At 69.8% G+C, this 22,853-nt stretch carries 20 protein-coding genes; 8 read left to right on the plus strand and 12 right to left on the minus strand.

All coding sequences use genetic code 11. The features are described 5' to 3' along the window. The first annotated feature begins 48 nt into the window (after positions 1 to 48). Positions 49 to 669: a hypothetical protein gene (locus E6W39_RS17550; protein ID WP_141634318.1), complete on the plus strand. Its 621-nt coding sequence runs from the start codon at positions 49 to 51 to the stop codon at positions 667 to 669. On the opposite strand, the gene E6W39_RS17555 is transcribed toward E6W39_RS17550, so the two are convergent. Next, positions 594 to 1,070, minus strand: a complete 477-nt coding sequence (locus tag E6W39_RS17555) for a DUF6083 domain-containing protein (protein ID WP_141634319.1) — start codon at positions 1,068 to 1,070, stop codon at positions 594 to 596. The genes E6W39_RS17550 and E6W39_RS17555 overlap by 76 nt on opposite strands. 404 nt (positions 1,071 to 1,474) lie before the next feature. On the opposite strand from E6W39_RS17555, the gene E6W39_RS17560 reads away from it, so the two are divergent. From E6W39_RS17560 to E6W39_RS39400, 3 genes are read left to right on the plus strand one after another with little or no spacing between them, the layout of a single operon-like run. Continuing rightward, positions 1,475 to 1,921, plus strand: coding sequence for a WXG100 family type VII secretion target (locus tag E6W39_RS17560; protein WP_141634320.1), 447 nt, complete (start codon positions 1,475 to 1,477; stop codon positions 1,919 to 1,921). A 14-nt stretch (positions 1,922 to 1,935) separates the two neighbouring features. Next, positions 1,936 to 4,182, plus strand: coding sequence for a WXG100 family type VII secretion target (locus tag E6W39_RS17565; protein WP_141634321.1), 2,247 nt, complete (start codon positions 1,936 to 1,938; stop codon positions 4,180 to 4,182). A gap of 4 nt (positions 4,183 to 4,186) precedes the next feature. Next, positions 4,187 to 4,876, plus strand: a complete 690-nt coding sequence (locus tag E6W39_RS39400; protein WP_181799303.1) for a hypothetical protein — start codon at positions 4,187 to 4,189, stop codon at positions 4,874 to 4,876. Between the two features lie 240 nt (positions 4,877 to 5,116). On the opposite strand, the gene E6W39_RS17570 is transcribed toward E6W39_RS39400, so the two are convergent. After that, positions 5,117 to 5,458 (minus strand): hypothetical protein, encoded by a 342-nt coding sequence (locus E6W39_RS17570; protein WP_141634322.1) that lies wholly within the window; start codon positions 5,456 to 5,458, stop codon positions 5,117 to 5,119. Beyond that, positions 5,458 to 5,619, minus strand: a complete 162-nt coding sequence (locus E6W39_RS39405; protein WP_181799754.1) for a hypothetical protein — start codon at positions 5,617 to 5,619, stop codon at positions 5,458 to 5,460. The genes E6W39_RS17570 and E6W39_RS39405 overlap by 1 nt, the downstream gene beginning before the upstream one ends. A 193-nt stretch (positions 5,620 to 5,812) precedes the next feature. On the opposite strand from E6W39_RS39405, the gene E6W39_RS17575 reads away from it, so the two are divergent. Beyond that, positions 5,813 to 6,067, plus strand: a complete 255-nt coding sequence (locus E6W39_RS17575) for a GntR family transcriptional regulator (RefSeq protein WP_141634323.1) — start codon at positions 5,813 to 5,815, stop codon at positions 6,065 to 6,067. A 693-nt stretch (positions 6,068 to 6,760) separates the two neighbouring features. On the opposite strand, the gene E6W39_RS17585 is transcribed toward E6W39_RS17575, so the two are convergent. The 3 genes from E6W39_RS17585 to E6W39_RS17590 form a co-directional block, all read right to left on the minus strand. Continuing rightward, positions 6,761 to 7,951 (minus strand): S8 family serine peptidase, encoded by a 1,191-nt coding sequence (locus E6W39_RS17585; RefSeq protein ID WP_181799304.1) that lies wholly within the window; start codon positions 7,949 to 7,951, stop codon positions 6,761 to 6,763. A 150-nt stretch (positions 7,952 to 8,101) separates the two neighbouring features. Continuing rightward, the gene (locus E6W39_RS39410; RefSeq protein WP_181799305.1) at positions 8,102 to 9,742 is read right to left on the minus strand and encodes a WXG100 family type VII secretion target; all 1,641 of its coding nucleotides are present in this window, start codon (positions 9,740 to 9,742) and stop codon (positions 8,102 to 8,104) included. Positions 9,743 to 9,800: 58 nt separating this feature from the next. Next, entirely contained in the window at positions 9,801 to 10,364 is a 564-nt protein-coding gene (locus E6W39_RS17590; RefSeq protein ID WP_141634326.1) for a hypothetical protein, read from the minus strand. Positions 10,365 to 10,700: 336 nt separating this feature from the next. On the opposite strand from E6W39_RS17590, the gene E6W39_RS17595 reads away from it, so the two are divergent. Continuing rightward, positions 10,701 to 12,641, plus strand: coding sequence for an FUSC family protein (locus E6W39_RS17595; protein ID WP_141634327.1), 1,941 nt, complete (start codon positions 10,701 to 10,703; stop codon positions 12,639 to 12,641). A 49-nt stretch (positions 12,642 to 12,690) separates the two neighbouring features. On the opposite strand, the gene E6W39_RS17600 is transcribed toward E6W39_RS17595, so the two are convergent. The 6 genes from E6W39_RS17600 to rsmI form a co-directional block, all read right to left on the minus strand. Then, positions 12,691 to 14,496, minus strand: coding sequence for an ABC-F family ATP-binding cassette domain-containing protein (locus E6W39_RS17600; protein WP_101381915.1), 1,806 nt, complete (start codon positions 14,494 to 14,496; stop codon positions 12,691 to 12,693). Between the two features lie 59 nt (positions 14,497 to 14,555). Next, a complete protein-coding gene (locus E6W39_RS17605; protein ID WP_141634328.1) occupies positions 14,556 to 15,473 on the minus strand; it encodes a 4-(cytidine 5'-diphospho)-2-C-methyl-D-erythritol kinase in 918 nt (305 codons plus the stop codon). After that, a complete protein-coding gene (gene rsmA, locus E6W39_RS17610; protein ID WP_141634329.1) occupies positions 15,470 to 16,354 on the minus strand; it encodes a 16S rRNA (adenine(1518)-N(6)/adenine(1519)-N(6))-dimethyltransferase RsmA in 885 nt (294 codons plus the stop codon). Before rsmA ends, E6W39_RS17605 begins: the two co-directional genes overlap by 4 nt. 34 nt (positions 16,355 to 16,388) lie before the next feature. Then, positions 16,389 to 17,264, minus strand: a complete 876-nt coding sequence (locus E6W39_RS17615; protein ID WP_141634330.1) for a TatD family hydrolase — start codon at positions 17,262 to 17,264, stop codon at positions 16,389 to 16,391. 90 nt (positions 17,265 to 17,354) lie between these two features. Continuing rightward, positions 17,355 to 17,849, minus strand: a complete 495-nt coding sequence (locus E6W39_RS17620; protein ID WP_141634331.1) for a hypothetical protein — start codon at positions 17,847 to 17,849, stop codon at positions 17,355 to 17,357. Positions 17,850 to 18,128: 279 nt separating this feature from the next. Then, entirely contained in the window at positions 18,129 to 18,974 is an 846-nt protein-coding gene (gene rsmI / locus E6W39_RS17625; protein ID WP_141634332.1) for a 16S rRNA (cytidine(1402)-2'-O)-methyltransferase, read from the minus strand. A gap of 102 nt (positions 18,975 to 19,076) precedes the next feature. Here rsmI and E6W39_RS17630 point away from each other — a divergent pair, with 102 nt between their 5' ends. Together E6W39_RS17630 and E6W39_RS17635 are read left to right on the plus strand one after the other, a co-directional pair. Continuing rightward, a complete protein-coding gene (locus E6W39_RS17630; protein WP_141634333.1) occupies positions 19,077 to 20,933 on the plus strand; it encodes a dolichyl-phosphate-mannose--protein mannosyltransferase in 1,857 nt (618 codons plus the stop codon). Between the two features lie 138 nt (positions 20,934 to 21,071). Beyond that, positions 21,072 to 22,838 carry a penicillin-binding transpeptidase domain-containing protein gene (locus E6W39_RS17635; RefSeq protein WP_141634334.1) on the plus strand — a complete coding sequence of 589 codons (1,767 nt, stop codon included), beginning with the start codon at positions 21,072 to 21,074 and terminating at the stop codon, positions 22,836 to 22,838. The last annotated feature ends 15 nt before the right edge of the window (positions 22,839 to 22,853 follow it).

Below are 22,853 nucleotides of genomic sequence, written 5' to 3' on the forward strand. Positions count from 1 at the left end.
CGATGATGGCCACCCGAGCACGACCAGCCAGAGGGGCCATCCGCACCAGTGATCCACGCGCTCAACGAGTTCAGCGTCAACTTCACCTACCGCCACCGGGAAACCACCTGGCTCATCCACCGGAACGGCAGTGACGCTCCGGTGGCCCGGCTCCGCAAGCCGGAAGCACCCGACTCACTGAAGCCGTACCAGGTGTACGGAGGGCCGCAACTCGACGAGCTCCTCGGCCATGTGGCCAACAGCATCGCCCTCGCCCCGGACGGCCGCCGGCTCGGCCGGGTCCGTCTGCGCAGCAAGCAGTGGGGCCTGCGCGACGGACTGTCCACGGACGAGGAGTGGACCTTCGCCCAGGACGGGCTGGGGGAACTGCACGGCCAACCCATGGGATTGGGGAGCCGGGCGCGGCATGCCTTCGTGGTGGGAAACCTCATGGACAACGTCCTGACGGATGTGGTCCTGGCGCACAGTCTCCGCTACCGAAGCATCATCTCGGAGGGGTTCGAGCTGACCCGCCGCCCCGGCGTCAACTCACGCTACGACGTGCGAGTACACGATCCGCGGATCAACCGGCTGCTGGTGCTCTCTGCGGTCTCCTACTTCGAGTCCGAACACGGCGACGCGGACGTCCGGAAGATTCTTCCGTCCATCGGCGGCCTGTTCCGGCTCTGACCGGTGATCAGCCGGTGCCGCACCGACTCCAGGTACACGTCCCTCGGCGCGGGCAGGCCCGGGCAGACGTCCCAGTGGGCGATCCGGCACATCCGGATGACGGCGGACGGGGTCACGGTCGCGACGGTGCCACGCGGATCCACCTGCCAGCGACGGCCGTTGGGGACGCAGTGCGCGGGATGATCATCCAGGTCGAGCAGGATCCAACGCCCGCGAACCGTCGGATGCCAGGCCGCCTCACGCTGGCAGTAGCGGCAGCGGCCCGTAGGCTTGTGGTCCGCGGCTGCGGCCTCGGCCATGGCCTGCCCGCGCTCGGTCAGATAGCTGCCCACGGCCCGGATCACCTCGCCGATCAGCACCGGCTCCCGGCCACCGCACTCCGCCGCCGGCGCGAGCAGCACGCAGTACCCACACAGCACCGCCCGAGCCCCCCGATGCCAACTGCCCCCGCCCCGCCCGCACCACCGGCACCCCGTCAGCTCGGCGCAGCCCGCACACCAGCGGCCCGCCGCCTCGCCCCCACACCTCTCGCACTGCGCCTGCCTGGCCATCAACACCGCCCTCAGCCCTTAGCAGCGGGCGCCGGACTCCACCAGCGACAGCCCGCCCTGATGGCTTAACGACGGATCGAACACCAACGACACGCTGTTGGATCGATCCAGTCGATCCAACGCCCATCTCCTCAGTCGATCAAGGCGGATGCCCTCTGAGTACGGATACTCACTGACAGCATCACCTGGTGACGGTATGTTGGGCCCTCGTTACTCAAACGCCAGTGCTAGATCACCAGCCTGTGGGGGGCCTCGTGAGCGACCCGTTGGATTTTGAACGACGCATGAACCCGTGGCTCTTCGACAGCTCGGGCAACCTCACCGACCAGGCGAAGAAGCAGTTTCCCGACCTGGCCGCAGCTGCGACACAGACAGCCGCGCCCAGTTGGGCGCCGACTACGGGTGGCACCTCCGTCTCGGTCACCCCGGCCGCTCTGCAGCAGGCAGGTCAGAACGCCGCCGCACTCGCCACGAGCGTCGGCACCGAGTGCACCAAACCGGGCCAGCATGTCCCGACTGCCGTGTCCGCCCTCAACGGCTGGTCCTCGAGCGGCGCCATCAACACGGCTTGGAACACATGGGATCAGCAGACCCAAGCCCTCTGTGACCTGATCGACCAGCTGACCACGAACCTGCAGACCAACGGCACCAACTACACAAACGACGAGGACCACACCCGGCGCCGATTCGGGGCTTACTGAGGAGGCAGCGCATCATGGTGACTTTCCACGATCTCCATAACGCCGACCTGAGTTCCCTGGACTCCCTCGCCACGGACTTCGAGCAAATGGTTCGGTCCTGGGATCTGTCCACCTCGCTGGACAACAGCGTCCTCGGCCCGCTCCAGGGGTCCGGATGGACCGGCGACGCGGCCAACGCCGCCGCCGACCACATCAAGAACATACGCACCCAACTCGACGCCGCCTTCGACGAGGCCAGCGCCATGGCGCGCGCCCTCCGCGACGCCCACACCGAGTTCGCTGCGGCTCAGCAGGATCTGACGAACGCCCTTCATAGCGCCACGGACCACTCGATGACGGTGGATGACGACGGCAACGTCCACTGGCAGTCGAAGACCAACCCGGACGATCCTCAGGCGACCTCACAGCTCAAGTCGTTGCAGCAGGCGGCTGACGGAATCAAGCAGTCCATCGACGCTGCCGTCGCCCGCGCGACCGAAGCGGACAATGCCGCAGCCGCAGCCCTCGCCGGCGACACCGGTACGAACACGACCAGCTTCAACAGCACCCCCATCGGAGGCATCCCCGAGGAGGAAGCCCAGCAGGCGGCCGACCTGCTGCGTCAAGGAGGCAACATCACAGATGCCCAACTCACCCAGTTGGACCGCCTGTTGAAGGCCCACTCCGGCGACCAGCGCTTCGCCACAGCGTTTTACACGTCACTCGGGCCAGAAGGGTTCCTGAAGTCGCTCGGCGCAGTTGACCAGGGTCCGGTCAACGCGAAACGCACTGACATGTTGACAAGCCTCCAATCCGACCTCGGACTGACCCTGGCAACTGCGACCAGCACGAAGAGCCAGCCGCATCTCTCGGACGACTGGGAGGCCGGCCTCCGCGCCGCCGGGGCCAAGCAATACGACGTCACCACGGCTCCACCCTCCGGAGGGCGCCCGTACGGCTACCAGATCCTCTCGAACGTCCTGCGAACTGGAAACTACGATGCGCACTTCCTCGATCCGATAGCAGAGCACGTCACCCAGCTCACTCAGGCGGATCCGGGGCGTTGGGACCATGCCCTTTACCTGAGCGGGCTCACGCACCAGGACGGAATCGGCTTCGGCGACGGCGGCTACAACCCGATGTCCGGCGTACTGGAGGCACTCGGCCACAGCCCAGACGCTGCAACAGCCTTCTTCAGTAACAAGGCCACGCTTTACAACCCCGACGGCACGGTCAAGAGCACCGGGGCAGACAACAACTACCTCGCGCTCCTCACGAATGCCAAGGGCAACCCGATCCTCCAGGACACCTTGCTGAGTAAGAACGACGCACACAACGGCGTCGCCCCAGATGAGGCCACCGCGCTCGGGCACGCACTTGAAGCCGCCACCACCGGCGTGCCCTGGGATTCGAGTGCCACGGATCTGCCGCAGCACACTCCGCAGACGAGCGCAGTGATGAGCGCAGTGGTGAACACTTTCGGGGCCGGAGACGGGCCTAAATTGCTGCACGGAGCGGGCGCCCCATTCGCGAACATCAATGGCAGTCTGGGAAACATGATGGCCGCCTACATAGGAGATATTCAGACAGCCGTGAATGGTGGCGGAATGGCGCCCATGGCGACCTTCGGCGTGCCCGCAAATCTCAACGATGGGAACACCTATAAGCTGCTGGCAACTCTGGGACGAGACCCTGATGCCTATGCGAGCATCGTCCAGGCTCAGCAAGCGTACACGACGGCACAGATCCAGGATGTCCTCCAACACCGATCTGACCATCACGAGCTTGCAGCCGCGATAAGCAACGCAGCCCGCCCTGGAGGAGCCGTGGAAGGCATCATCAACAGCGCTCGGGCAAATGAGATCATGACCAACCAACAGGTGCACGATGCTGCCTTCAATGCCAAGGTTGATCAACATGCCCAATGGGCAACCAAGATCTGGGGATTAACCGGCGGCAAGGCGGTCGACAAGATTCCTGTCGCCGGCGGCTACGCCAACGATCAGGTAGGAAAAATCATCCAGAACGTTGCCAACAGTTACAAAATCGACACCTCAGGCCAGTCGACTGACCAGGCGATCGCATCGATGCTGGGCGGGTCAACCGGTTCCTCCGCCTCCCAGGCCGTGTATGCGGCGGCCACCGGCATGAATTTGAGCCCAACGGACCTCGCCGACTTGTCCAACTCTGCTGTGGCCGGCGCGCAAGACGGATTCAGTCGCGGATCTCTGATCTTCGACGGAGGCGTCAATGCCGGCGCGAGCACAGGAGTCAAAGGCTGACGTGATGCCACGTATCCAACCAAGTGGACCAAATCGTGGTGTCAATCATATTCGGCACCACTGGGCGATCTGGACGAGCCTCGCTGGTGTCATCGCTGCAACGGTCGTCGTCGGCGCGTGGTGGAGGCCCTGGCGGGCGGTCGAGTTGCCACAGAGCGCCTGTTGGAGCGTACTGTCCAAGCCCGACTACCAAACGCTGGCCGGGGATGATGGTAAAGCTACGGAGGACTCTATCGGCTCGATCGACGGCCCGCTTCAGCCGGGCAGTTCGCAATGCTATCTGGGTTGGAGCGCCAAACGGCGTGATCCCATCCTCACTGTGCTGATCACAAGTACAGCAATCAATAGCGGAAGATCGACTATATCAATTCTCAGCGGCGGCGAGGCCCGATCAATCAGCTTCGGCCCGGATACCGCTGGCCTGTTCGGCGATGGCCGGCAGTCAGCGGTCGATCTGGTTCTGCGGTGCGATCACCAACAGGCGGGCGCGAGTGGGAGCTCAAGCTCGCCCTACGTGGAAATCAGCGTGACCGGCGCGTCAGACGTCCCAGTGGCGCCACGCTCACAAGTACGGCAAACCTACGCAAATATCGCGCTCAAGCTCGCCAAGGCCATAGTGCGCCGGTTGCCGTGCACCAATAACGTCCAACTTGCGGACCAGGCCCCGGTGCTTCCGCCTCCAATTGGTTCTTGACTCATCGGGCTGATCCGCTTCGGTGACGCGGCACCTGTCGGCTGCCCCTGCTGGACGCAGAGGCGAGCGCCAGCTGCGACGACCTGCGCCGATGGCACAGTGCCCTGTCAGCCGGGTTGCTCGACAGGGCACTGGCGCCGAGCTCAGCTCTACGGGTCGCGGTACGGGTTGGCGCACGGCGGGGGTGGGGCCAGGTAGGGCTCGGTGCCCTCTCGGCGCGGTTTCAGGGGCGGGTGCCCGTCAGTCGGTGGCCGCCGATGGGGGCTCGATGTCGTCGGCCACCGGTGCGGGCATGCGCATACCGCGGGACTCCGCGATCCGCAGCACGTTACTCAGGCATTCAGCGAGCCGGACGGCAGCGAACCGCACCTCGCTGGGCGGCGAGGCGACGTCCTCCAGCACGCTGTGAGCATGGCCGAGCACCTCGGTGGCCGTTTCCAACTGCTCGGCCTCCACGTCGTCGGCCAGGCGCGAGATCATGCCACCCCCGGCGCCCGACACGAGGTAGCAGGGATTGCCCTCCGGGGTCGGCCACGGCAGCAGGCGAGGCTCGACGGAAACGAGGTCGGCTGCACGGCACATCAGACAGCCACCTTCCCCGCATCGATCAGCTGTCGGTCGCGATCGATCCCGAAGTCCGCCGCGAGCACCAAGGCGAGCTGCCGCCGCACCTGCCGCAGGCGCTCGTAGGTCAGGCGACGCCATCCGGCAGTGCTGTGGAGGGGACGGATAAGGTCGTCCATGTCGACGCTCCTTGTCAGCGTTGGCCATGCCCCGGGAGGTCTGAGCCACCTCGCCGGGGTACTTGTGATTCACATTACATCCGAGACCAGCCCTCTGTATACAAGTACAGAGGGAGCCACTCGTCCGTGTAGATCGAGGCCCCTCTACGTTGGACGTATGAGCGATACAGACCCGAAGGCGACACTGGATCCCATGAGCGCCACACCGCTCTACGTCCAGTTGGCCGACATGGTCGCCAGGAAGATCAAGTCCGGCGAGCTGGCGCCAGACAGGCCGATCCCCTCGGAGAACCACCTCGCCGACGAGTACGGCGTGGCTCGACTCACCGCTCGGCGCGCCGCGCAGGAACTTCGTGAACGCGGGCTGATCGTCACCGTGCGCGGCAAGGGATCCTTCGTTGTCAAGCAGCCGCCCGCCGAGTCACTTGGCATCCAGCCCACTACTTGATGGTGCTGGGTTTAGAGCCGCCCGGCACCATCCCCGTGAAACTGGGGTTGAAGGAGTAACCGGGCAGGGGATTCGGGCACTACCCAATCACGTCAAGATGCTCGCCGGAGTTGAACGGTGAGCATCCATGACGAAGGACGCACAGAGTCCAAATCCAGAGAGTGCGGAGTGGGCACGGGGAGCCCCGGGAACAACTTCACGGCGCAGTAGCTGTGCAGTTGCCATCGCGGGGGCGAAGCCAGCCGATACAGGCGGCTGCCTATCGAACTACCAAACCCGTTGGGCATGCGGGAAATCAGTTCAACCTACTCAAGTCATCACCCGTAACTCAGCCTTCCAGCCAGGCACCGTGGACGGTCAACTGGCACGTTGTGATGCAAGAACGCCCTGCCAGGCTTTGCTGCCTGGCAGGGCGTTCTTGCTGGGCTCAGCTCTGCGGATCGCGATACGGATTGGCGGCCGGCGGGGGCGGGGTCTGGTACGGCGACGGGCTCTGCGCCGGGGGCGGCGGGGTGCCGGGGTTGTAACCGGGCGGCGGAGGCGGGGCGCCCTGGCCATACGGCGACGGCTGCGTGGGCATCGGGTACGCCGGGGGTGCAGAGGAGTCCGGCGGGGCGGCGGAGCGCTTGCGGCGGGCCACGAAGAAGATGACTCCGCCGACAACCAGGACGGCGACTACTGCGCCACCAATGATCAGCGGGAGGTTGGAGGAACCCGAGGAGGACGAGGTGGCAGCGGACTTGGTCGAGGAGCCGGCTGGGGTCGGGGAGTTGCCGGCCGGCGCGACGCCGCTGGCCGGAGCACTGGGCTGAGCGGACGCGGAGGCCGAGGGCGACCCGGTGGGGCGGTGCCGGGCAGCCAAGCGGTGGGCGGCGGGGTGACGCTGACGCCAGCCTGGACTAGAGGGTTAATGCCGGCCGGGCCCGGGTCGCCCGTGTACTTGATGGCCTTGCTGATACTGGCGCTACCGAAGCCGACGTTGTCGCTGTGCGTCGATCCGTCGCTGGGCTTGTTGGCTGTGTTGATCAGGACTCGGAGGACCTGGTTGCCGGTCCAGTCGGGGTGCTGTGAGAAGAGGATGGCAGCGTCTGCGGAAACCATGGCAGCGGAGTCGGACGTACCGTGGCTCTGGCAGTAACCAGACGACTCGAGGCACGCGTTGACCGTATCAACGCCCGGAGCAGACAGCGCAACGTACTTGCCGTGCTCAGACTCACTGGTGCTCGCCCCGTTGTGGTCCACTGCGGCAACGGCCGCGACGCCTGCCGAGTTACCGGGGTACATGACGGGATTTCCCTCTTGCCCGCTGTTGCCCGCACTCGCGATAACTAGCCGACCATGGCTTATCGCATAGTCGACTGCAGTCTGCAGATCAGCAGCATCCGCAGGAGAGATGTCATCGCTGCGAACACCGACAGACAGATTGATCACCTTGGCGCCTTGGTCCACGGCATAGGTGATGGCCTGATCCACCTGCTTCAGGAACTGCGGAGAAGAGATGTTTGTGCTGGGGTCCTCCGTGTCGTTGACCTTGATCGGAAGAATCTTGACCCCCGGCGCGAGCCCCATCACGCCCTTGCCATTGAATCCCTTACCGGAGCCAGCGATGACGCTGGCAATCCCCGTTCCGTGGCCAAGTGGGTCGACGTTCGGACCACCAGGCAGCCCGCTGAAGTCCTTCCCCGGAAGTACCTGACCAACTAGGTCTGGATGATCCGACTTCACGCCGCTGTCGATCACCGCCACCGTAACCCCGCTGCCATTGGCGGTCTGCCAGACGTCAGACAGGTGCAATACATCCAGGTACCACTCGCCCTGGCGAGGGTTGTCCAGGGCCTGGGCTGCCGGGGCGAACGCACCGGTCACGGACAGGCTCAGTGCCAACAGGGCTGCTGTGCTCAGCCCTCGCATCCTCGCGCCGGTTCGCCGCATCACGCTCTCCTCATCACCATCTCTGCCGGGTCACCGGCCGGACCGAACAAAGAGCTGCCCGGTCACTGGGGCTGACCCAGTGACCGGGCAGGAGATCCGGTCCTACTCAATCACGTCCGGATTGCTCTCCGGGGTTCCGCCGGTCCAGCTCTCCTCGTCCTCGACGAGGTAGTCCGCGCGGTGGCCGCGGTCCTTCTTGCTCTTCCTCGCACCGGCGGCGCCACCACCAGGCATGAAGCCACCCTCGCCCTCGGCAGCCCCACCACGGGCTTCGCTGCTGGCCTTGCCGATCCCGGAGCCGCCGGGCGTGAACTCACCCTCGGCAGTGGGACCACGGCGGCCGCCGACCTCGCCGCCGGGCGTCGACACGAGACCCCGGCCACGGCTGGCGCCACCACCGATGCCACGGCCACCGGCGCCGATACCGCCACCGCCGCCGCCCGGCATGTAGCCGCCACCGCCGGCCCGGCCACCAGCTGCTCCGGCTTCCCCTTCCTGGGCACCGATCGCATTGGTACCGATCTGGCGACGGCCTGACGCCGCGCCAGGACGGCTGGTGCCGCCGCTGATGCCCTCCTCGAAGGGAGGCGGGCTGCCGCCGAGGCGACCGCCGCCAGGCAACTTGCCGTAGGGATTCCCATAAGAACTCCCACCAGACGGGTTCCCGAGGCTGCTGCCACCCATCGGCCCGGGGAACCCTCCGGGGTAGCCACCTGGAAGACCGCCCGGGAGGCCGCCGGGCAGACCGCCCGGACCGCTACCCGGGCCGCCACCCGGCAGCGTGGTGGTCGGCCCAGTGGTGACAGGCAGCGGTGGCGCGGGCGGCGGGGCACTGTCAAGGCCTGTGCCGGGCGGCGGAGTAGGGGTCGGGGGCGTAGGCGGAGTCGGGGTACTCGGCGGCGGGACCGGGGTGGGCGTTGGCCACGGTCCCGGTCCCGGTCCCGGGTGCGGGGGCGGCGGGCCTGGGGGACCCGGCTGCAGCCTGGGCGGAGGCGGCGTCGGGGGCACCGGAGTCGTGCGGGTGGGCGGTGGAGTGGTGGTGGTGGTGCGGCGACCGCCGCCGCCACCTCCAGTGCCAGTGGAGCTACCGGAGCCACCGAAGTTGAGGCCGTTAGATGTGTATTCCGCCTTCGGCGGTGGCCCCATCACCGACTTCGGGCTCGGCGGAAACAGCGGCGGCTTCTGCTGCTGGATGGCCGACGTCGACGCCTGGTACGCCTGAGACAGGCTCACCATGTGGCTCACGGCATCGTCGTGCGCCTTCGTAAGGGTGGCCTGGGCCTGGTTGGCCTGGACCCGAGTGACCCAGTTGGGGTCAGTCGCGGCTTTCGCCTGGTCCGCCTGGTCGCTGATGTACTGGGAGTTCTGCGCCTTGTACCGGTTCATGATGTTGGTCTCGTTCACCGGCACGGGCGGCATGGCCTTTGCGGTGCCGAGCGCAGTACCAGACGCCGATAGCTGGTCAGAGGTGGTGCTCGCATAGGTGCTCAGCTGCTCGGTAGCGGTCGAGACCTGCGTGACCCAGGCCCGGAAACTGTCGGCTGCAGCGCCGCTCCACTCCAAGTGCTGGGAGTTGTACGAGAGTTGCCCAGCAATGTCGCTGAGCGTTCCGGCCGCACTCGAGAGCTTGCCACTGCGCGTCGAAAGGAGGCTCGGGTCGGCGCTGTGCACCATGGCCACCAGTTGGTCGTGCGACATGCTGTCGAAGTAGCTGTAGAGATCATCCGTTTGCGGGTTTGGCATCACATACTCCCCGTGTCACTCTGCCGCCCGGTACCAGGCTCACGACCAGCCATCAGCATCATGAGAGCGCCGTCGTAGGCTGCGTCGAGTTGCTGGACGACGCTGGCGTCGCAGGGCTCGAATCCGTGCTGGTCGCAGTCGACGGCGCGTCCGGGTTCAGCGGCTTCACGATCCCCGTCGGGCTGACACCGGAGTTGTACTGCTCGTCCGTCTGGTTGTAGATCTTCCAGAGTGCTTGCCTCTGCGAGTCTTCGACGTTCTGGTAGCCGTTCATGTTGATGTTGAGCGCAATGCTCATCGCCTGAATCTGATCAGACAGCGTCGTCGAGAGCGTCTGCAGGTTCTGATGAACCACGTCGTACGCACCCAACAGGTTGGTCGCATCCGGAAATGCGCCCACGTGGTCTTGATCGAGGCTCTGCTGACTGATCTTCGGCGTTGAAGCGTCCGAGTCGTCGAGCGACTGGAGCATCGCGTCGACCTTCTTCTTGAACTCGCTGAGCGTCTCCACCTCGACCTTGAGGTCCGCAGCCGAGACACCGCTCGCCTCCAGCTGGCGCGCTGTGTCCAGGTAAGCGTTCTTCGCCCCCAGAGCCGCCCAGTCACCGGGCACTGCGTTCACTGAACTGCACCTCCCCCGTGCACGGACCGGCCCACGGCCGCCGTGCCGCACCACGTCGTCAAGCTTCGAAGTCCCGTATCGCCGATCCCACCCGTTTACGAACAGGCTGTAGCGGCTGCTTCACATCTTAGCGAGCGCGTCTGTCAGTCCGGCAGGCCCCTTGTGGCGCACGGGCCTTATCGGTACGGAGTTGTCACGTACCGCCGAAGGCCTGGAGACCCGGCCCCGGCAGGACTGCCCTGGAATCGCAGCCAGGAGGGCACCCTCGCGGCACGTCACCGCACGTCAAGGTACCCGAAGCACAATCGACACGACCGTGTGGCAGCGTTGATCAACGTGACCAGCAGCAACCCCACCCCCACCCCCACCACCCCCGCCCGCCCCCGCTCCTGGTGGGCCCGGGCCGTGCGGCCGGCGCGGCCGGTGGTGGCGTGGGTGCTGGCGCCCCGAGCGGCGGCTGGGATGGCGGTGCCGTTGTGCGCGGGGTTGGCGGCGGGGCGGCTGGATCTCGGGGTGTTCGCGGGGCTCGGGGCGATGCACGCGACGCTGAACGACCGGGTGGAGCCGGCCGGGCTTCGCCTGCTGCGGATCGGCGGCGCCCTGGCGGCGTCGGCGACCGGGATGCTGATCGGCGGGGCGGTGCTGCACTGGCGACTGCCCACCGCGGTCGCAGTGCTGGTGCTGACCGCGGTGGCCTTCGTCTCGGGTGCGCTGAGTGCGACGGGACCGCGCGGCTCGGCGGCGGGGTTGCTGCTGCTGGTGTCGACGGCGCTGGGCGACGGGATGGCGCCGCCGCATCCGTGGTGGGTGGCGGGGCCGATGATGCTGGCGGGGGCGGGCCTGGTGGTGCTGCTGGGGCTGCCCTACCGGCCGCACGCACGCAGCGATCCGCCCCGGTTGCAGCTGGCCGAGGTCTACCGGGCGCTCGGCACGCTGCTGGAGGAGCTGGGTACGAGTCAGGGGCCAGCGGCCCGCCGGGTGCTGACGGGCCGTCTGAACCAGTTGCAGGACCAGTTGCCGCCGCCGCGCCCCGGTGCTCGCGAGAGCGCCCGGCTGTCCGCCCTGCGCCGGGCCTACGAGGGGGCGCTGGCCGCGACCGAGGCGGCCAGCGGGCTGCTCTGGGCCCGCCGGCCGGTGCCCCCGGAGGTGGCCGCACTGCCGGAGCAGCTGGCCCGGACCCTGGCGGCGGACGCACCTGCGCCCCCGCTCCCCGCCTGGCACCCCGACACCCCCGCCCGCCGGGCCCTCGCGGACGCCCTGCGCACGGCGGCCGACGCCGTGGCCGGCCGCCCGGCGGACCCGGCGACCGTGGTCCGGACGGCCCCGGTGCCGCCGCCCGACCCGTGGCGGCTGCGGGGGCGGCTGCTGTCGCGGGGTGCCGCGCGGTACGGCGCCCGGGTGGCACTGTGCATCGGGGTGGCCGAGGTGCTGACCGCCGCGCTGCCGCTGAACCGCAGCTACTGGGTGCCGATGACGGTGGCCTTCGTGCTCAAGCCGGATCTGGGCTCGGTCTTCCTGCGGGCGGTCAGTCGCGCGGTGGGCACGGTGCTGGGGGTGGTGCTGACGGCGGCGCTGCTCTCGCTGACCACCGAACGCTGGGTGCTGGTCGGCGTGGTGGCGCTCTGCGTCGCGCTGCTGCCGTGGTCGGCGGCTGCCCACTACGGGCTGAACACGATGGTGATGACGCCGCTGGCCCTGGTGCTGGTGCAGTTGGGCGGGGGCAGCGGGTCGGCGGAGGTCGGGCCGCGGGTGCTGGACACCGTGCTGGCCAGCGTGATCGTGCTGGTCTTCGGCTATCTGCTGTGGCCGGAGCGGGCTCCGCACCGGATCGAGCCGCGCCTGGTGACGGCGACCGAGACGCTGCGCGCCTATCTCACCTCGGTCACCGAGCCGCCCGCCGAGGACGCCCGCGCCCAGGTCTGGCTGCGCCGCACCGCCTACCGGGCGCTGGCGGACGCTCGGCAGGAGGTGCAGCACGGGCTGACCGAGCCGCCGCCGGCCGGGCAGCGGGCCGAGGCCTGGCTGCCGGCCACGGCGGCCCTGGAGCGGCTGAGCGGCGCGGTGGCCGCCTACGCGGCGCAGCTGCGCTACGGCGGTCGGCTCAGCGAACCGGCGGAGGTGGCGCGGGTGCTCGCCGCGCTGGACCAGCTGGCGGCGGCGGCCCGCCGGCACCGCCCGCCGGCGGGGGTGGCCACCCGCCCGCCGGGCCCGCACAATCCGCAGCGCAGCGCCCTCACCCAAGCAGCCGCCGAACTGGAGCAACTCCTGCACGGCTGACCGGGCCCGCACAATCCGCAGCGCAGCGCAGCTCCTGCACGACTAGGCGTCAGGAGTCCGCCAGCTCCAGCCAGTTGAGCTCCAGCTCCTCCTTCTCCTCCCGCACCTTGCGCAGTTGCGCGTCCAGCTCCGCGACCTTGGAGAAGTCGGCGGCGTGCTGGGCCAGTTGGTCGTGCAGCTTGCTCTCCTGCTGCTCCAGCTTGGCCAACTGGCGCTCGATGCGCTGCAGTTCCTTCTTGGCGGCCCGGCTCTCCGCGCCCGACTTGGCGGGCGCGGCGTCGGTCGGCGCCGGGGCGGCAACCGCGGCGGGCGCCGCGGCGGCGACGGCGGCCCGCCGCTCCAGGTACTCGTCGACGCCGCCGGGCAGCATCCGCATCCGCCGGTCGCCCAGCAGCGCGTAGGTCACGTCCGTGGTGCGCTCGATGAAGAACCGGTCGTGGCTGATCACGATCATCGAGCCGGGCCAGCCGTCGAGCAGGTCCTCCAGCTGGTTGAGGGTCTCGATGTCGAGGTCGTTGGTGGGCTCGTCGAGGAAGAGCACATTGGGCTCGTCCATCAGCAGTCGGAGCAGCTGGAGGCGGCGGCGCTCACCGCCGGACAGGTCGCCGACCGGGGTCCACTGCTTGTCCTTGCTGAAGCCGAACTGCTCGCAGAGCTGACCGGCCGTCATCTCGCGGCCCTTGCCGAGGTCGACCCGGCCGCGGATCTGCTCGACGGCCTGCAGCACCCGGGTGGCCGGGTCGAGTTCGGCGATCTCCTGGGAGAGGTAGGCGAGTCGGACGGTCTTGCCGACCTTGATGACGCCGGACGCGGGCTGCGTGTCGCCCTGCGAGGCGTAGGCGGTCTGCAGGGCGCGCAGCAGCGAGGTCTTGCCGGCGCCGTTGACGCCGAGCAGGCCGATCCGGTCGCCGGGGCCGAGGTTCCAGGTGAGCCGCTCCAGCAGCAGCTTGTCCCCTGCCCGCACCGTGACGTCCTCCAGCTCGAAGACGGTGCGGCCGAGTCGGGCGTTGGCGAACTTCATCAGCTCGCTCTTGTCGCGCGGCTCGGGGACGTCGGCGATCAGCGCGTTGGCGGCCTCGATCCGGTAGCGCGGCTTGGAGGTGCGGGCGGGGGCGCCACGGCGCAGCCAGGCGAGCTCCTTGCGGGCCAGGTTCTGGCGCTTCTGCTCCTCGGTGGCCTCGATCCGGGTGCGCTCGGCGCGGGCGAAGACGTAGTCGGAGTAGCCGCCCTCGTACTCGCGGACCTCGCCGCGCTGCACGTCCCACATCCGGGTGCAGACCTGGTCCAGGAACCAGCGGTCGTGGGTGACGCAGACCAGCGCGGAGCGGCGGTTCTGCAGGTGCCGGGCGAGCCAGGCGATGCCTTCGACGTCCAGGTGGTTGGTGGGCTCGTCGAGCACGATCAGGTCGGGCTCGCCGAGCAGCAGCTTGGCCAGCGCGATCCGGCGGCGCTCGCCACCGGAGAGCGGGCCGATCACGGTGTCCAGGCCGTTGCTGAAGCCGGGCAGGTCGAGGCCGCCGAAGAGGCCCTCGATGATGTCGCGGATCCGGGCGTCGCCGAGCCACTCGTGGTCGGCGCGGTCGGCGATCACCTCGTGCCGGATGGTGGCCTCTGGGTCGAGTGAGTCGTGCTGGGTGAGGACGGCAAGCCGCAGGCCGCCGTTCCAGGTGATCCGGCCGCTGTCCGGCTCCTCCAGCTTGGCGAGCATCCGGATCAGGGTGGTCTTGCCGTCGCCGTTGCGGCCGACCACGCCGATCCGGTCGCCCTCGCTGACGCCGAGGGTGACCCCGTCCAGAAGGGCTCGGGTGCCGTAGACCTTCGTGACGGACTCGATGGTGGCGAGGTTGACGGCCACGTGTGTGCGCTCCTGGGGTTAAACCAATGGAGCTACCCAGCCTAGTCGGCCCGGCCTGACTACCCGGCGATCACCCGGGCGCCCGGCACCGGACCGTGGGTGGCGTGGGCGGCGCGGCAGGTGCCGGAGGCGGTCAGGGCGTCGGCGACGGCCTGCGCGTCGGCTGCGTCCTTGGCCAGGAAGGCGCAGGTGGGGCCGGAGCCGGAGACCAGGGCGGCGAGCGCGCCGGCGTCCAGGCCGGCCCTCAGGCAGTCGGCGAGGTCGGGGCGCAGCGACAGGGCGGCGGCCTGCAGGTCGTTGCCGAGCGCGGCGGCCAGGGCGGCCGGGTCGCCGGCGGCCAGGGCGGCGAGCAGTTCGGCGGACGGGTCGGGGGTGGGCACCTCGGCGGCGCTGGAGCCGGTGCCGGCCGCTTCGCGCAGCCGGTCGCACTCGCGGAACACCGCGGGGGTGGACAGGCCGCCGTCGGCGACCGCGAAGACCCAGTGGAAGGTGCCGGCGACCGGCAGCTCCTCCAGCAGTTCGCCCCGGCCGCGGCCCAGGGCCACGCCGCCGAGCAGCGCGAACGGCACGTCGGAGCCGAGTTCGGCGGCGAGCTCCAGCAGCACCGGCAGCGGGGTGTCCAGCTGCCAGAGCGCGTCGCAGGCGACCAGGGCGGCGGCTCCGTCGGCGCTGCCGCCGGCCATCCCGCCGGCCACCGGGATGGCCTTGGCGATGTGCAGGTGCACGTCGGGCTCGATGCCGTGGCGGGCGGCGAGCAGGCGGGCGGCGCGGGCGGCCAGGTTGGTGTCGTCGAGCGGCACCTGGTCGGCGTCCGGTCCGCTGCAGCTGATCGTCACGCCCTGTCCGAAAACAGCGGTGACCTCGTCACCGAGTGCGACCGCGAAGAAGACGTTGGCCAGGTCGTGGAAGCCGTCGGCGCGCAGGCCGCCGACTCCCAGCTGGACGTTGACCTTGGCGGGCACCCGGACAGCGATCACTTGGACGATCCCTCAGGCTTGTGCTCGGCGATGGCGGCGAACTGCTCGACGGTCAGCATCTCACCGCGCAGGGTGTGGTCGATCCCGGCGGCGGCGATGGCCTGCTCGGCGGCGGCGGGCGAGCCGGCCCAGCCGGCCAGGGCGGCGCGCAGCGTCTTGCGGCGCTGCGCGAAGGCGGCGTCGACCACCGCGAAGACCTCGGTCCGGCTGGCGGTGGTGGCGGGCGGCTGCCGGCGGACCAGCGAGACCAGGCCGGAGTCCACGTTGGGGGCCGGCCAGAAGACGTTGCGGCCGATCGCGCCGGCCCGCTTGACCTCGGCGTACCAGTTGGCCTTGACCGACGGCACCCCGTAGACCTTGTTGCCGGGCTTGGCGGCGAGCCGGTCGGCCACCTCGGACTGCACCATCACCAGGGTGCGCTCGATGCTGGGGAAGGTGGCCAGCATGTGCAGCAGCACCGGGACGGCGACGTTGTACGGCAGGTTGGCGACCAGCGCGGTGGGGGGCGGCCCGGGCAGCTCGGTGACCTCCATGGCGTCACTGAGCACCAGGTCGAAGTGGTCGGCCTTGGCCGGCATCCGGGTGCCGACGGTGGTCGGCAGGTGCTGGGCCAGCAGCGGGTCGATCTCGACCGCGGTGACGTGGGCGGCGACCTCGAGCAGCGCCAGGGTGAGCGAGCCGAGGCCGGGGCCGACCTCGACCACGGCGTCCTCGGGGGTCACCTCGGCAGCGCGGACGATCCGGCGCACGGTGTTGGCGTCGATCACGAAGTTCTGGCCGCGCTGCTTGGTGGGGCGGACCCCGAACGCGGCGGCCAGTTCGCGGATGTCGGCGGCGCCCAGCAGGTGACTGTCGGAGGAGGAGGGATCAGTGGTGCTCACCGGGTAAGGCTACCGGCCGTGCAGCGGCAAGGGCTCAGCAGCCGAAGGCGCGGGCGGTGTTGGCGGCGATGGCGGTGCACAGCTCGTCCTCGCCGAGCCCCAGCGTCTCGGCCATCGAGCGGACCGTGACCGGGATCAGGTACGGCGCGTTGGGCCGGCCGCGGTAGGGGTGCGGGGTGAGGAACGGGGCGTCGGTCTCGACCAGGATCCGGTCCAGCGGCGTGGCGGCCAGGGCGTCGCGCAGCGGCTGATTGGCCTTGAAGGTGACCGGGCCGGCGAACGACAGGTACCAGCCGTGCTCGGCGCAGAGCTCGGCCATCGCAGCGTCGCCGGAGTAGCAGTGGAAGACGGTCCGCTCGGGGGCGCCCTCGGCGAGCAGCACCTCGATGACGTCCTCGTGGGCGTCCCGGTCGTGGATCACCAGGGCCTTGTCGTGCCGCTTGGCGATTTCGATGTGGCGGCGGAAGGACTCCTTCTGGATCTCCACGCCCTCGGGGCCGGTGCGGAAGTAGTCGAGGCCGGTCTCGCCGACGGCCCGCACCTGCGGCAGGGCGGCGAGCCGGTCGATCTCGGCCAGCGCCTCGTCCAGTGCCGCCGAGCCTCCCGGCTCTCGCTTCTGCCCGGACCAGGTGTCCGGGTCCCCGAGCACGATCCGCGGTGCCTCGTTGGGGTGCAGTGCGACGGCCGCGTGCACCTGCTCGAACTCGCCGGCCAGCTCGGCGGCCCAGCGCGAGCCGGGCAGGTCGCAGCCGACCTGCACCACCGTGGTGACGCCCACCGAGGCCGCCTTCGCCAGCCCCTCGGCCGGGGTCCCGGACTGCATGTCCAGGTGGGTGTGGGAGTCGGCCACCGGCACCGCGAGCGGGGCGGGCAGCGGGGGCGGGGTGGAGCGGTCGTCCTTGGCAGCCATGGTCCAAGAGCCTAGTCGGGCCCCGCGCGGCGGCGGGGCCCTTGGGGGCGCCTCCCAGCCCCCTGGGCTGGGGGACGGCGACGGGCGGCGCTACGAGCGCGGCAGCCAGAACTGGTACCAGTGCTGCCGCAGCCGGCGGGGCTCGGGCACGGCGGGCTCGGCGGGCTCGGCGGGTCCGGCCAGCCCGGCGTACTGCCCGTACGGGTTGGACACGAGCGCGTCCGGCGGCTCGGCGTAGAACGCGTACCCCGGCGCCGCGTACCTCGAGGAGCGGCGGGTGGTGGCCACCCGCCCCTCCCGCATGATCCGCACGGTGTGGCCGCCGCAGCCCGGGCAGACCGGCTGGAGCAGCGGCGAGGGAACCCGGACCCCGTTGGCGCGGTACAGGACCTTCTGGTGGCCGTCGCGGTCCTGGTGGTGCTCGATCTGGTACGCCTGCTCCCAGCCGTATCCGCAGCTCAGGCAGACGAAGGCGTACGCCTCATGGACGGTGGGGACGGGCCCCCGGGCCGCGTCGGCCTGCAGTGTGGTGGGGCCGGTTGCCGGGGTGCCCCCGCCCGACGGGCTACCGATTCTGTCGCTCATCGCGGTCTCCCTGCGCCCGCCGGACGGTCGCCCGGACGGGTCTTTCCAACCGATGGAATGCCCCACCGGCCCGACCCGATGCCCGACTTGCCGAGAATTGGCGGGGAGTTGGGGATCCCTGTACGAATGGCCGTCGAAACCGCAGCTCAGCTGGGGTTTCTCAGGCCTCCGCTTTACCTGGCGCCGGGTGTTGTGCCGGTGCCTTGGACATCCATCACTCCACCGTACGCGCCTGTTCCGGGTGGGGCGAGGGCGATCGCCGAGCGGTTCCGGCGGTGTTCAGCCGCTGTGCTTGGCCGCCACCACGGCGTCGAAGACCTCCCGCTTGGGCAGCCCCAGCTCGGCGGCGACCGCCGCGATGGCCTCCTTGCGGCGCTCCCCCGCCGCCTCCCGGCGGGCCACCCGGTCGGCCAGCTCGGCGGCGGTGAGCTGCGCCGGGGCGGCCGGCGGGGCGCCCCCGACCACCACGGTGATCTCGCCGCGCACCCCGTCGGCGGCCCAGGCGGCCAGCTCGCCGATCGGGCCGCGCTTGACCTCCTCATAGGTCTTGGTCAGCTCCCGGCAGACGGCGGCCGGGCGGTCGGCGCCGAACGCCTCGGCCATCGCGTCCAGGGTCTCGGCGATCCGGTGCGGGGCCTCGAAGAAGACCATGGTGCGCGGTTCGGCCGCGACCTCGGCCAGCGCCCGGGCCCGGTCGCCGGTCTTGCGCGGCAGGAAGCCCTCGAAGGTGAAGCGGTCCACCGGCAGCGCGGACAGCGCCAGGGCGGTGAGCACCGCGGACGGCCCGGGCACCGCGGTCACCCGGATGCCCGCCTCGACCGCCGCGGCGACCAGTCGGTAGCCGGGGTCGGAGACCGAGGGCATGCCGGCGTCGGTGACCAGCAGCACCCGGGCCCCGCCGGTGAGCGCCTCGACCAGCTCGGGGGTGCGGCCGACCTCGTTGCCCTCGAAGTAGGAGAGCACCCGCCCGGCCGGGGCGACCCCGAGCGCCTGGGTGAGCCGGCGCAGGCGGCGGGTGTCCTCGGCGGCGATCACGTCGGCCTCGGCCAGCTCGGTGAGCAGCCGGGGCGGGGCGTCCGAGACGTCGCCGATGGGTGTGCCTGCGAGAACGAGTACTCCTGTCACAGGGCCATCCTGTCAGGCCCGGCGCGGCCGGCCCAACGCGTATCGGGACGTTCCGGGCAGCCGCACGGCAAGGGGCCTCGGCTTTCAGCTCCCGCCCCTACGATGTGGCGGGTGACTGGCGAGACGGGGGCCGAGGCGACGGTGGTCGAGACCACCGCGGGGACCGGCCCGGTGGACGAGCAGGACTGCGGCGACGCGGCAATACCCGGGCCACGCGCCCCCTGGGTGCGCCGACTGGCCGCCTTCGGCTACCGGGCGCCCGCGCCGGCCCCGCAGGCCGAGCGCCTGGTGCCGCCGATGCCTGACGGGCCCGGGGTGACCCCGGCGGTGGTGGCGCCCTCGCCGCTGCTGCTGCGGGCCGGGATCCGACTGCCGGACGGCCTGTGGTCCTGGCTCTGCCGCTGGTCGGGCTGGCTGGGCCCGCTGCTGGTGGCGCTGTTCGGCGGCCTGCTGCGGTTCTGGCACCTGGGCAGCCCCGGCGGGGTCGTCTTCGACGAGACCTACTACGCCAAGGACGCCTACGCGCTCTGGCACGGCGGCTTCGAGACCAACTGGCCCGACAACGCCAACGCCCAGATCGTCAGCCACCCGCAGGTGATCCCGTTCAAGTCCGACCCGGCGTTCATCGTCCATCCGCCGGTCGGCAAGTGGATCATCGGCCTGGGCGAGCACTTCTTCGGGATGCATCCGTTCGGCTGGCGGTTCATGGTGGCGCTGCTGGGCACCGCGTCGATCCTGATGATCGCCCGGATCGCCCGCCGGCTGTTCCGCTCCACCCTGCTGGGCTGCGTGGCCGGACTGCTGCTCGCGGTGGACGGCCTGCACTTCGTGATGAGCCGCACCGCGCTGCTCGACCTGGTCGTCATGTTCTGGATCCTGGCGGGCTTCGGGTTCCTGCTGCTGGACCGGGACCGCACCCGGGCCCGGATCGCCCGCCGCCTGGGCGACGGCCCGGATGCCGCGCCGGCCCACCGGATGCGCCTGGGGCTGCGCCCGTACCGGCTGGCGGCCGGGGTGTGCGTCGGGCTGGCCTGCTCGACCAAGTGGAGCGGGATGTACGTGGCGGCCTTCTTCGGGCTGCTGACCGTCTTCTGGGACCTGGGCGCGCGCAGGCTGGCCGGTGCCCGGCGGCCGTACTGGACCACTCTGATCCGGGACGGCCTGCCCGCCTTCGTCTCGATCGTGGTGGTCTCGGCCGGCGTCTACCTGGCCTCCTGGTCGGGCTGGCTGGCCAGCAGCCCGGTTCCGGGCAGGGGCGGCTACGGGCGGGACTGGGCGGTGGGCCGGCACGGCCTGTCCACCGAGTACATCACGCTGCCGCTGGCCGGCAAGGTGAAGATGCCGTTCCGGGTGGACATGACATGGGTGCCGGAGAGCCTGCGGTCGCTGTGGCACTACCACTCGCAGATGTACGACTTCAACGTCAACCTGCACAGCCCGCACCTGTACCAGTCCAACCCGTGGAGCTGGCTGGTGCTCGGCCGCCCGGTCTCCTTCTACTACGAGTCGCCCGCGTCCGGGCAGAGCGGCTGCTCGGCGAGCAAGTGCGCCTCCGAGGTGCTGGCGATCGGCACCCCGCTGCTCTGGTGGGCGGGGGTGGCGGCGCTGGCCTACTGCCTGTACCGGTGGGCGCTGCGCCGGGACTGGCGGGCCGGGGCGGTGCTCTGCGGGCTCGGCGCCGGCTACCTGCCGTGGTTCGAGTACCAGAGCCGGACCATCTTCCTGTTCTACGCGGTGGCCTTCGTGCCGTTCCTCGTGCTGGCCGTGACCATGCTGGTCGGCGCGCTGATCGGACCGGCCGGCGCAACACCCGAACGGCGGCTGGTGGGCGGCGCGGCGGCGGGTGTGCTGGTGCTGCTGATCGTCTGGAACTTCCTCTACTTCTATCCGCTGTACACCGGACAGGTGATCCCGCTGGACGACTGGCGGGCCCGGATGTGGTTCACCAGCTGGATCTAGCAACGGTCCGCGTTCTCAAACCGACGGAGTGTCAGAGGTGTGTACCAGCTGTGTCACGAGCCACCACCTCCGGCGGAAGCACCGAAATCCTGTGCTTAGGCTGTGCTGTCCCATCACTCGTCCTCCGGGAGCAGCACCATGCGTCAGGGCGCCAAGGCCGCCGTCATCAGTGCCGTCGCGGTCGTCATCGTGGCCGCCGGCGGCTATGGAGCGTACTCGCTGGTCGGGTCCGGCAGCAGTAAGGGCAGCGGGGCAGCGCCGCCCCGCCACGTGGTCGCCGAGCCGCCGTCGGCCGAGCTGGCCGCGAGCGGCGAGAAGGACTTCCTGACCGCCTGGGCCTCCGGCAACCTGGACGCGGCCAGCAAGCTGACCGACGATCCGGCCACCGCGCTGACCGCGATGACGGCGTTCCAGAACAACCTGAAGCCGAGTGCGCTGACCCTGACGCCGGGCGCCCAGACCACGCCGTCGGCCTTCGCCTCCGCGACCGCGCCGCCGCCCGGTTCGGTCAACGCCACGCCGTCCGCGAAGCCGTCCGCCGCCGGCTCGCCGGGCGCCTCGGCCTCTCCGTCGGGCGCGCCCGCCAGCCAGGTGCTGATGAACTTCAAGTCCAAGGTGGAGTTCGCCAACACCACCAACGTCTGGGACTACACCGGCTACGTCGGCATGGTGAAGATGAGCGACGGCAAGGCCGCCGTGCACTGGGCGCCCACCGTCATCCACCCGCACCTGGGCACGGGTGAAACGATCACCACCCAGCAGGTCTTCAACCCGCCGACCAAGGTGACCGACCGCAACGGCCAGTCGCTGGCCCAGTTCCCGTCGCTGAACCAGGTCGTGCTGAAGTTCCAGTCCGGCACCACCGCGGGCGACCCGGCCGACGCCGGCACCGGTGTGGTGATCACCGACGACGCCGGCAAGAACAAGCCGGAGCCGCTCTTCACCATCATCGACCCCAAGCCCGGCAAGCCGATCAAGCTGACCATCGACGCCGGCCTGGAGACGGCCGCCCAGAAGGCGGTGGACGAGCAGTTCGCCAAGGGCGGGGGCAAGATCCCGAACGCCGGCATAGTGGCCATCGAGCCGAGCACCGGCCATGTGCTGGCGATCGCCAACGCCCCGGCCGCCGGCCTGAACCTGGCCTTCGTGGGCGTCACGGCGCCGGGCTCCACCATGAAGATCGTCACGGCCACCGCGCTGCTGCAGGCCGGAATCGACCCGAACGCCAACATGCCCTGCCCGTCGAGCATCACCACCGGCCAGACGTACAAGAACGACTTCTCCGACGCGCACAACGAGTACACCTTCACCCAGGACTTCACGGTCTCCTGCAACACCGCCTTCATCAAGCAGGGCCTGGCCACCCTGAAGTCCGGTGACCTGGCCCAGACGGCGCTGGACTACTACGGCATCGGCCAGGACTGGAAGACCGGCATCACCGACGCCGACGGCAAGATCCCGGGCCCGGGCCAGAGCAAGGACGAGACGGCCGGCGAGTTCATGGGCCAGGGCAAGATCACCATGAACCCGCTGGCGATGGCCTCGATCGCCGCCACCGTGGAGAGCGGAACGTTCAAGCAGCCGATCCTGGTGGACGGCATGCAGCAGCAGCCGGCCGCCAAGCAGCTCCCGCCGGACGTGCTGAACAAGCTGCGGGCGCTGATGAAGAGCGTGGTCACCGACCCGTCGGGCACCGGCTACCAGGCGTTCCAGGGCATCACCGGCAACCTGATCGGCGGCAAGACCGGCACCGCCGAGACCCAGCCGAACGTCACCCCGAACAGCTGGTTCACCGGCTACCGGGACAACCTGGCGGTCAGCGCCGAGGTGCTGCAGGGCAACTTCGGCGCCGACGCGGCGGCCCCGGCGGTGGCCGAGGTGCTGAAGGTCGGCAACAACGGCTGACCGAAGGCGAACCGA

The organism is Kitasatospora acidiphila (assembly GCF_006636205.1).
GTDB lineage: Bacteria > Actinomycetota > Actinomycetes > Streptomycetales > Streptomycetaceae > Kitasatospora > Kitasatospora acidiphila.

Bases quoted from the DNA above. Each gene is read 5' to 3' on its own strand.
- E6W39_RS17565 (WP_141634321.1), top strand. From the start codon at position 1,936: ATGGTGACTTTCCACGATCTCCATAACGCCGACCTGAGTTCCCTGGAC.
- E6W39_RS39400 (WP_181799303.1), top strand. From the start codon at position 4,187: ATGCCACGTATCCAACCAAGTGGACCAAATCGTGGTGTCAATCATATT.
- E6W39_RS17570 (WP_141634322.1), bottom strand. From the start codon at position 5,458: ATGTGCCGTGCAGCCGACCTCGTTTCCGTCGAGCCTCGCCTGCTGCCG.
- E6W39_RS39405 (WP_181799754.1), bottom strand. From the start codon at position 5,619: ATGGACGACCTTATCCGTCCCCTCCACAGCACTGCCGGATGGCGTCGC.
- E6W39_RS17575 (WP_141634323.1), top strand. From the start codon at position 5,813: ATGAGCGCCACACCGCTCTACGTCCAGTTGGCCGACATGGTCGCCAGG.
- E6W39_RS39410 (WP_181799305.1), bottom strand. From the start codon at position 9,742: ATGCCAAACCCGCAAACGGATGATCTCTACAGCTACTTCGACAGCATG.
- E6W39_RS17615 (WP_141634330.1), bottom strand. From the start codon at position 17,264: ATGGCTGCCAAGGACGACCGCTCCACCCCGCCCCCGCTGCCCGCCCCG.
- E6W39_RS17620 (WP_141634331.1), bottom strand. From the start codon at position 17,849: ATGAGCGACAGAATCGGTAGCCCGTCGGGCGGGGGCACCCCGGCAACC.
- E6W39_RS17630 (WP_141634333.1), top strand. From the start codon at position 19,077: ATGTGGCGGGTGACTGGCGAGACGGGGGCCGAGGCGACGGTGGTCGAG.
- E6W39_RS17635 (WP_141634334.1), top strand. From the start codon at position 21,072: ATGCGTCAGGGCGCCAAGGCCGCCGTCATCAGTGCCGTCGCGGTCGTC.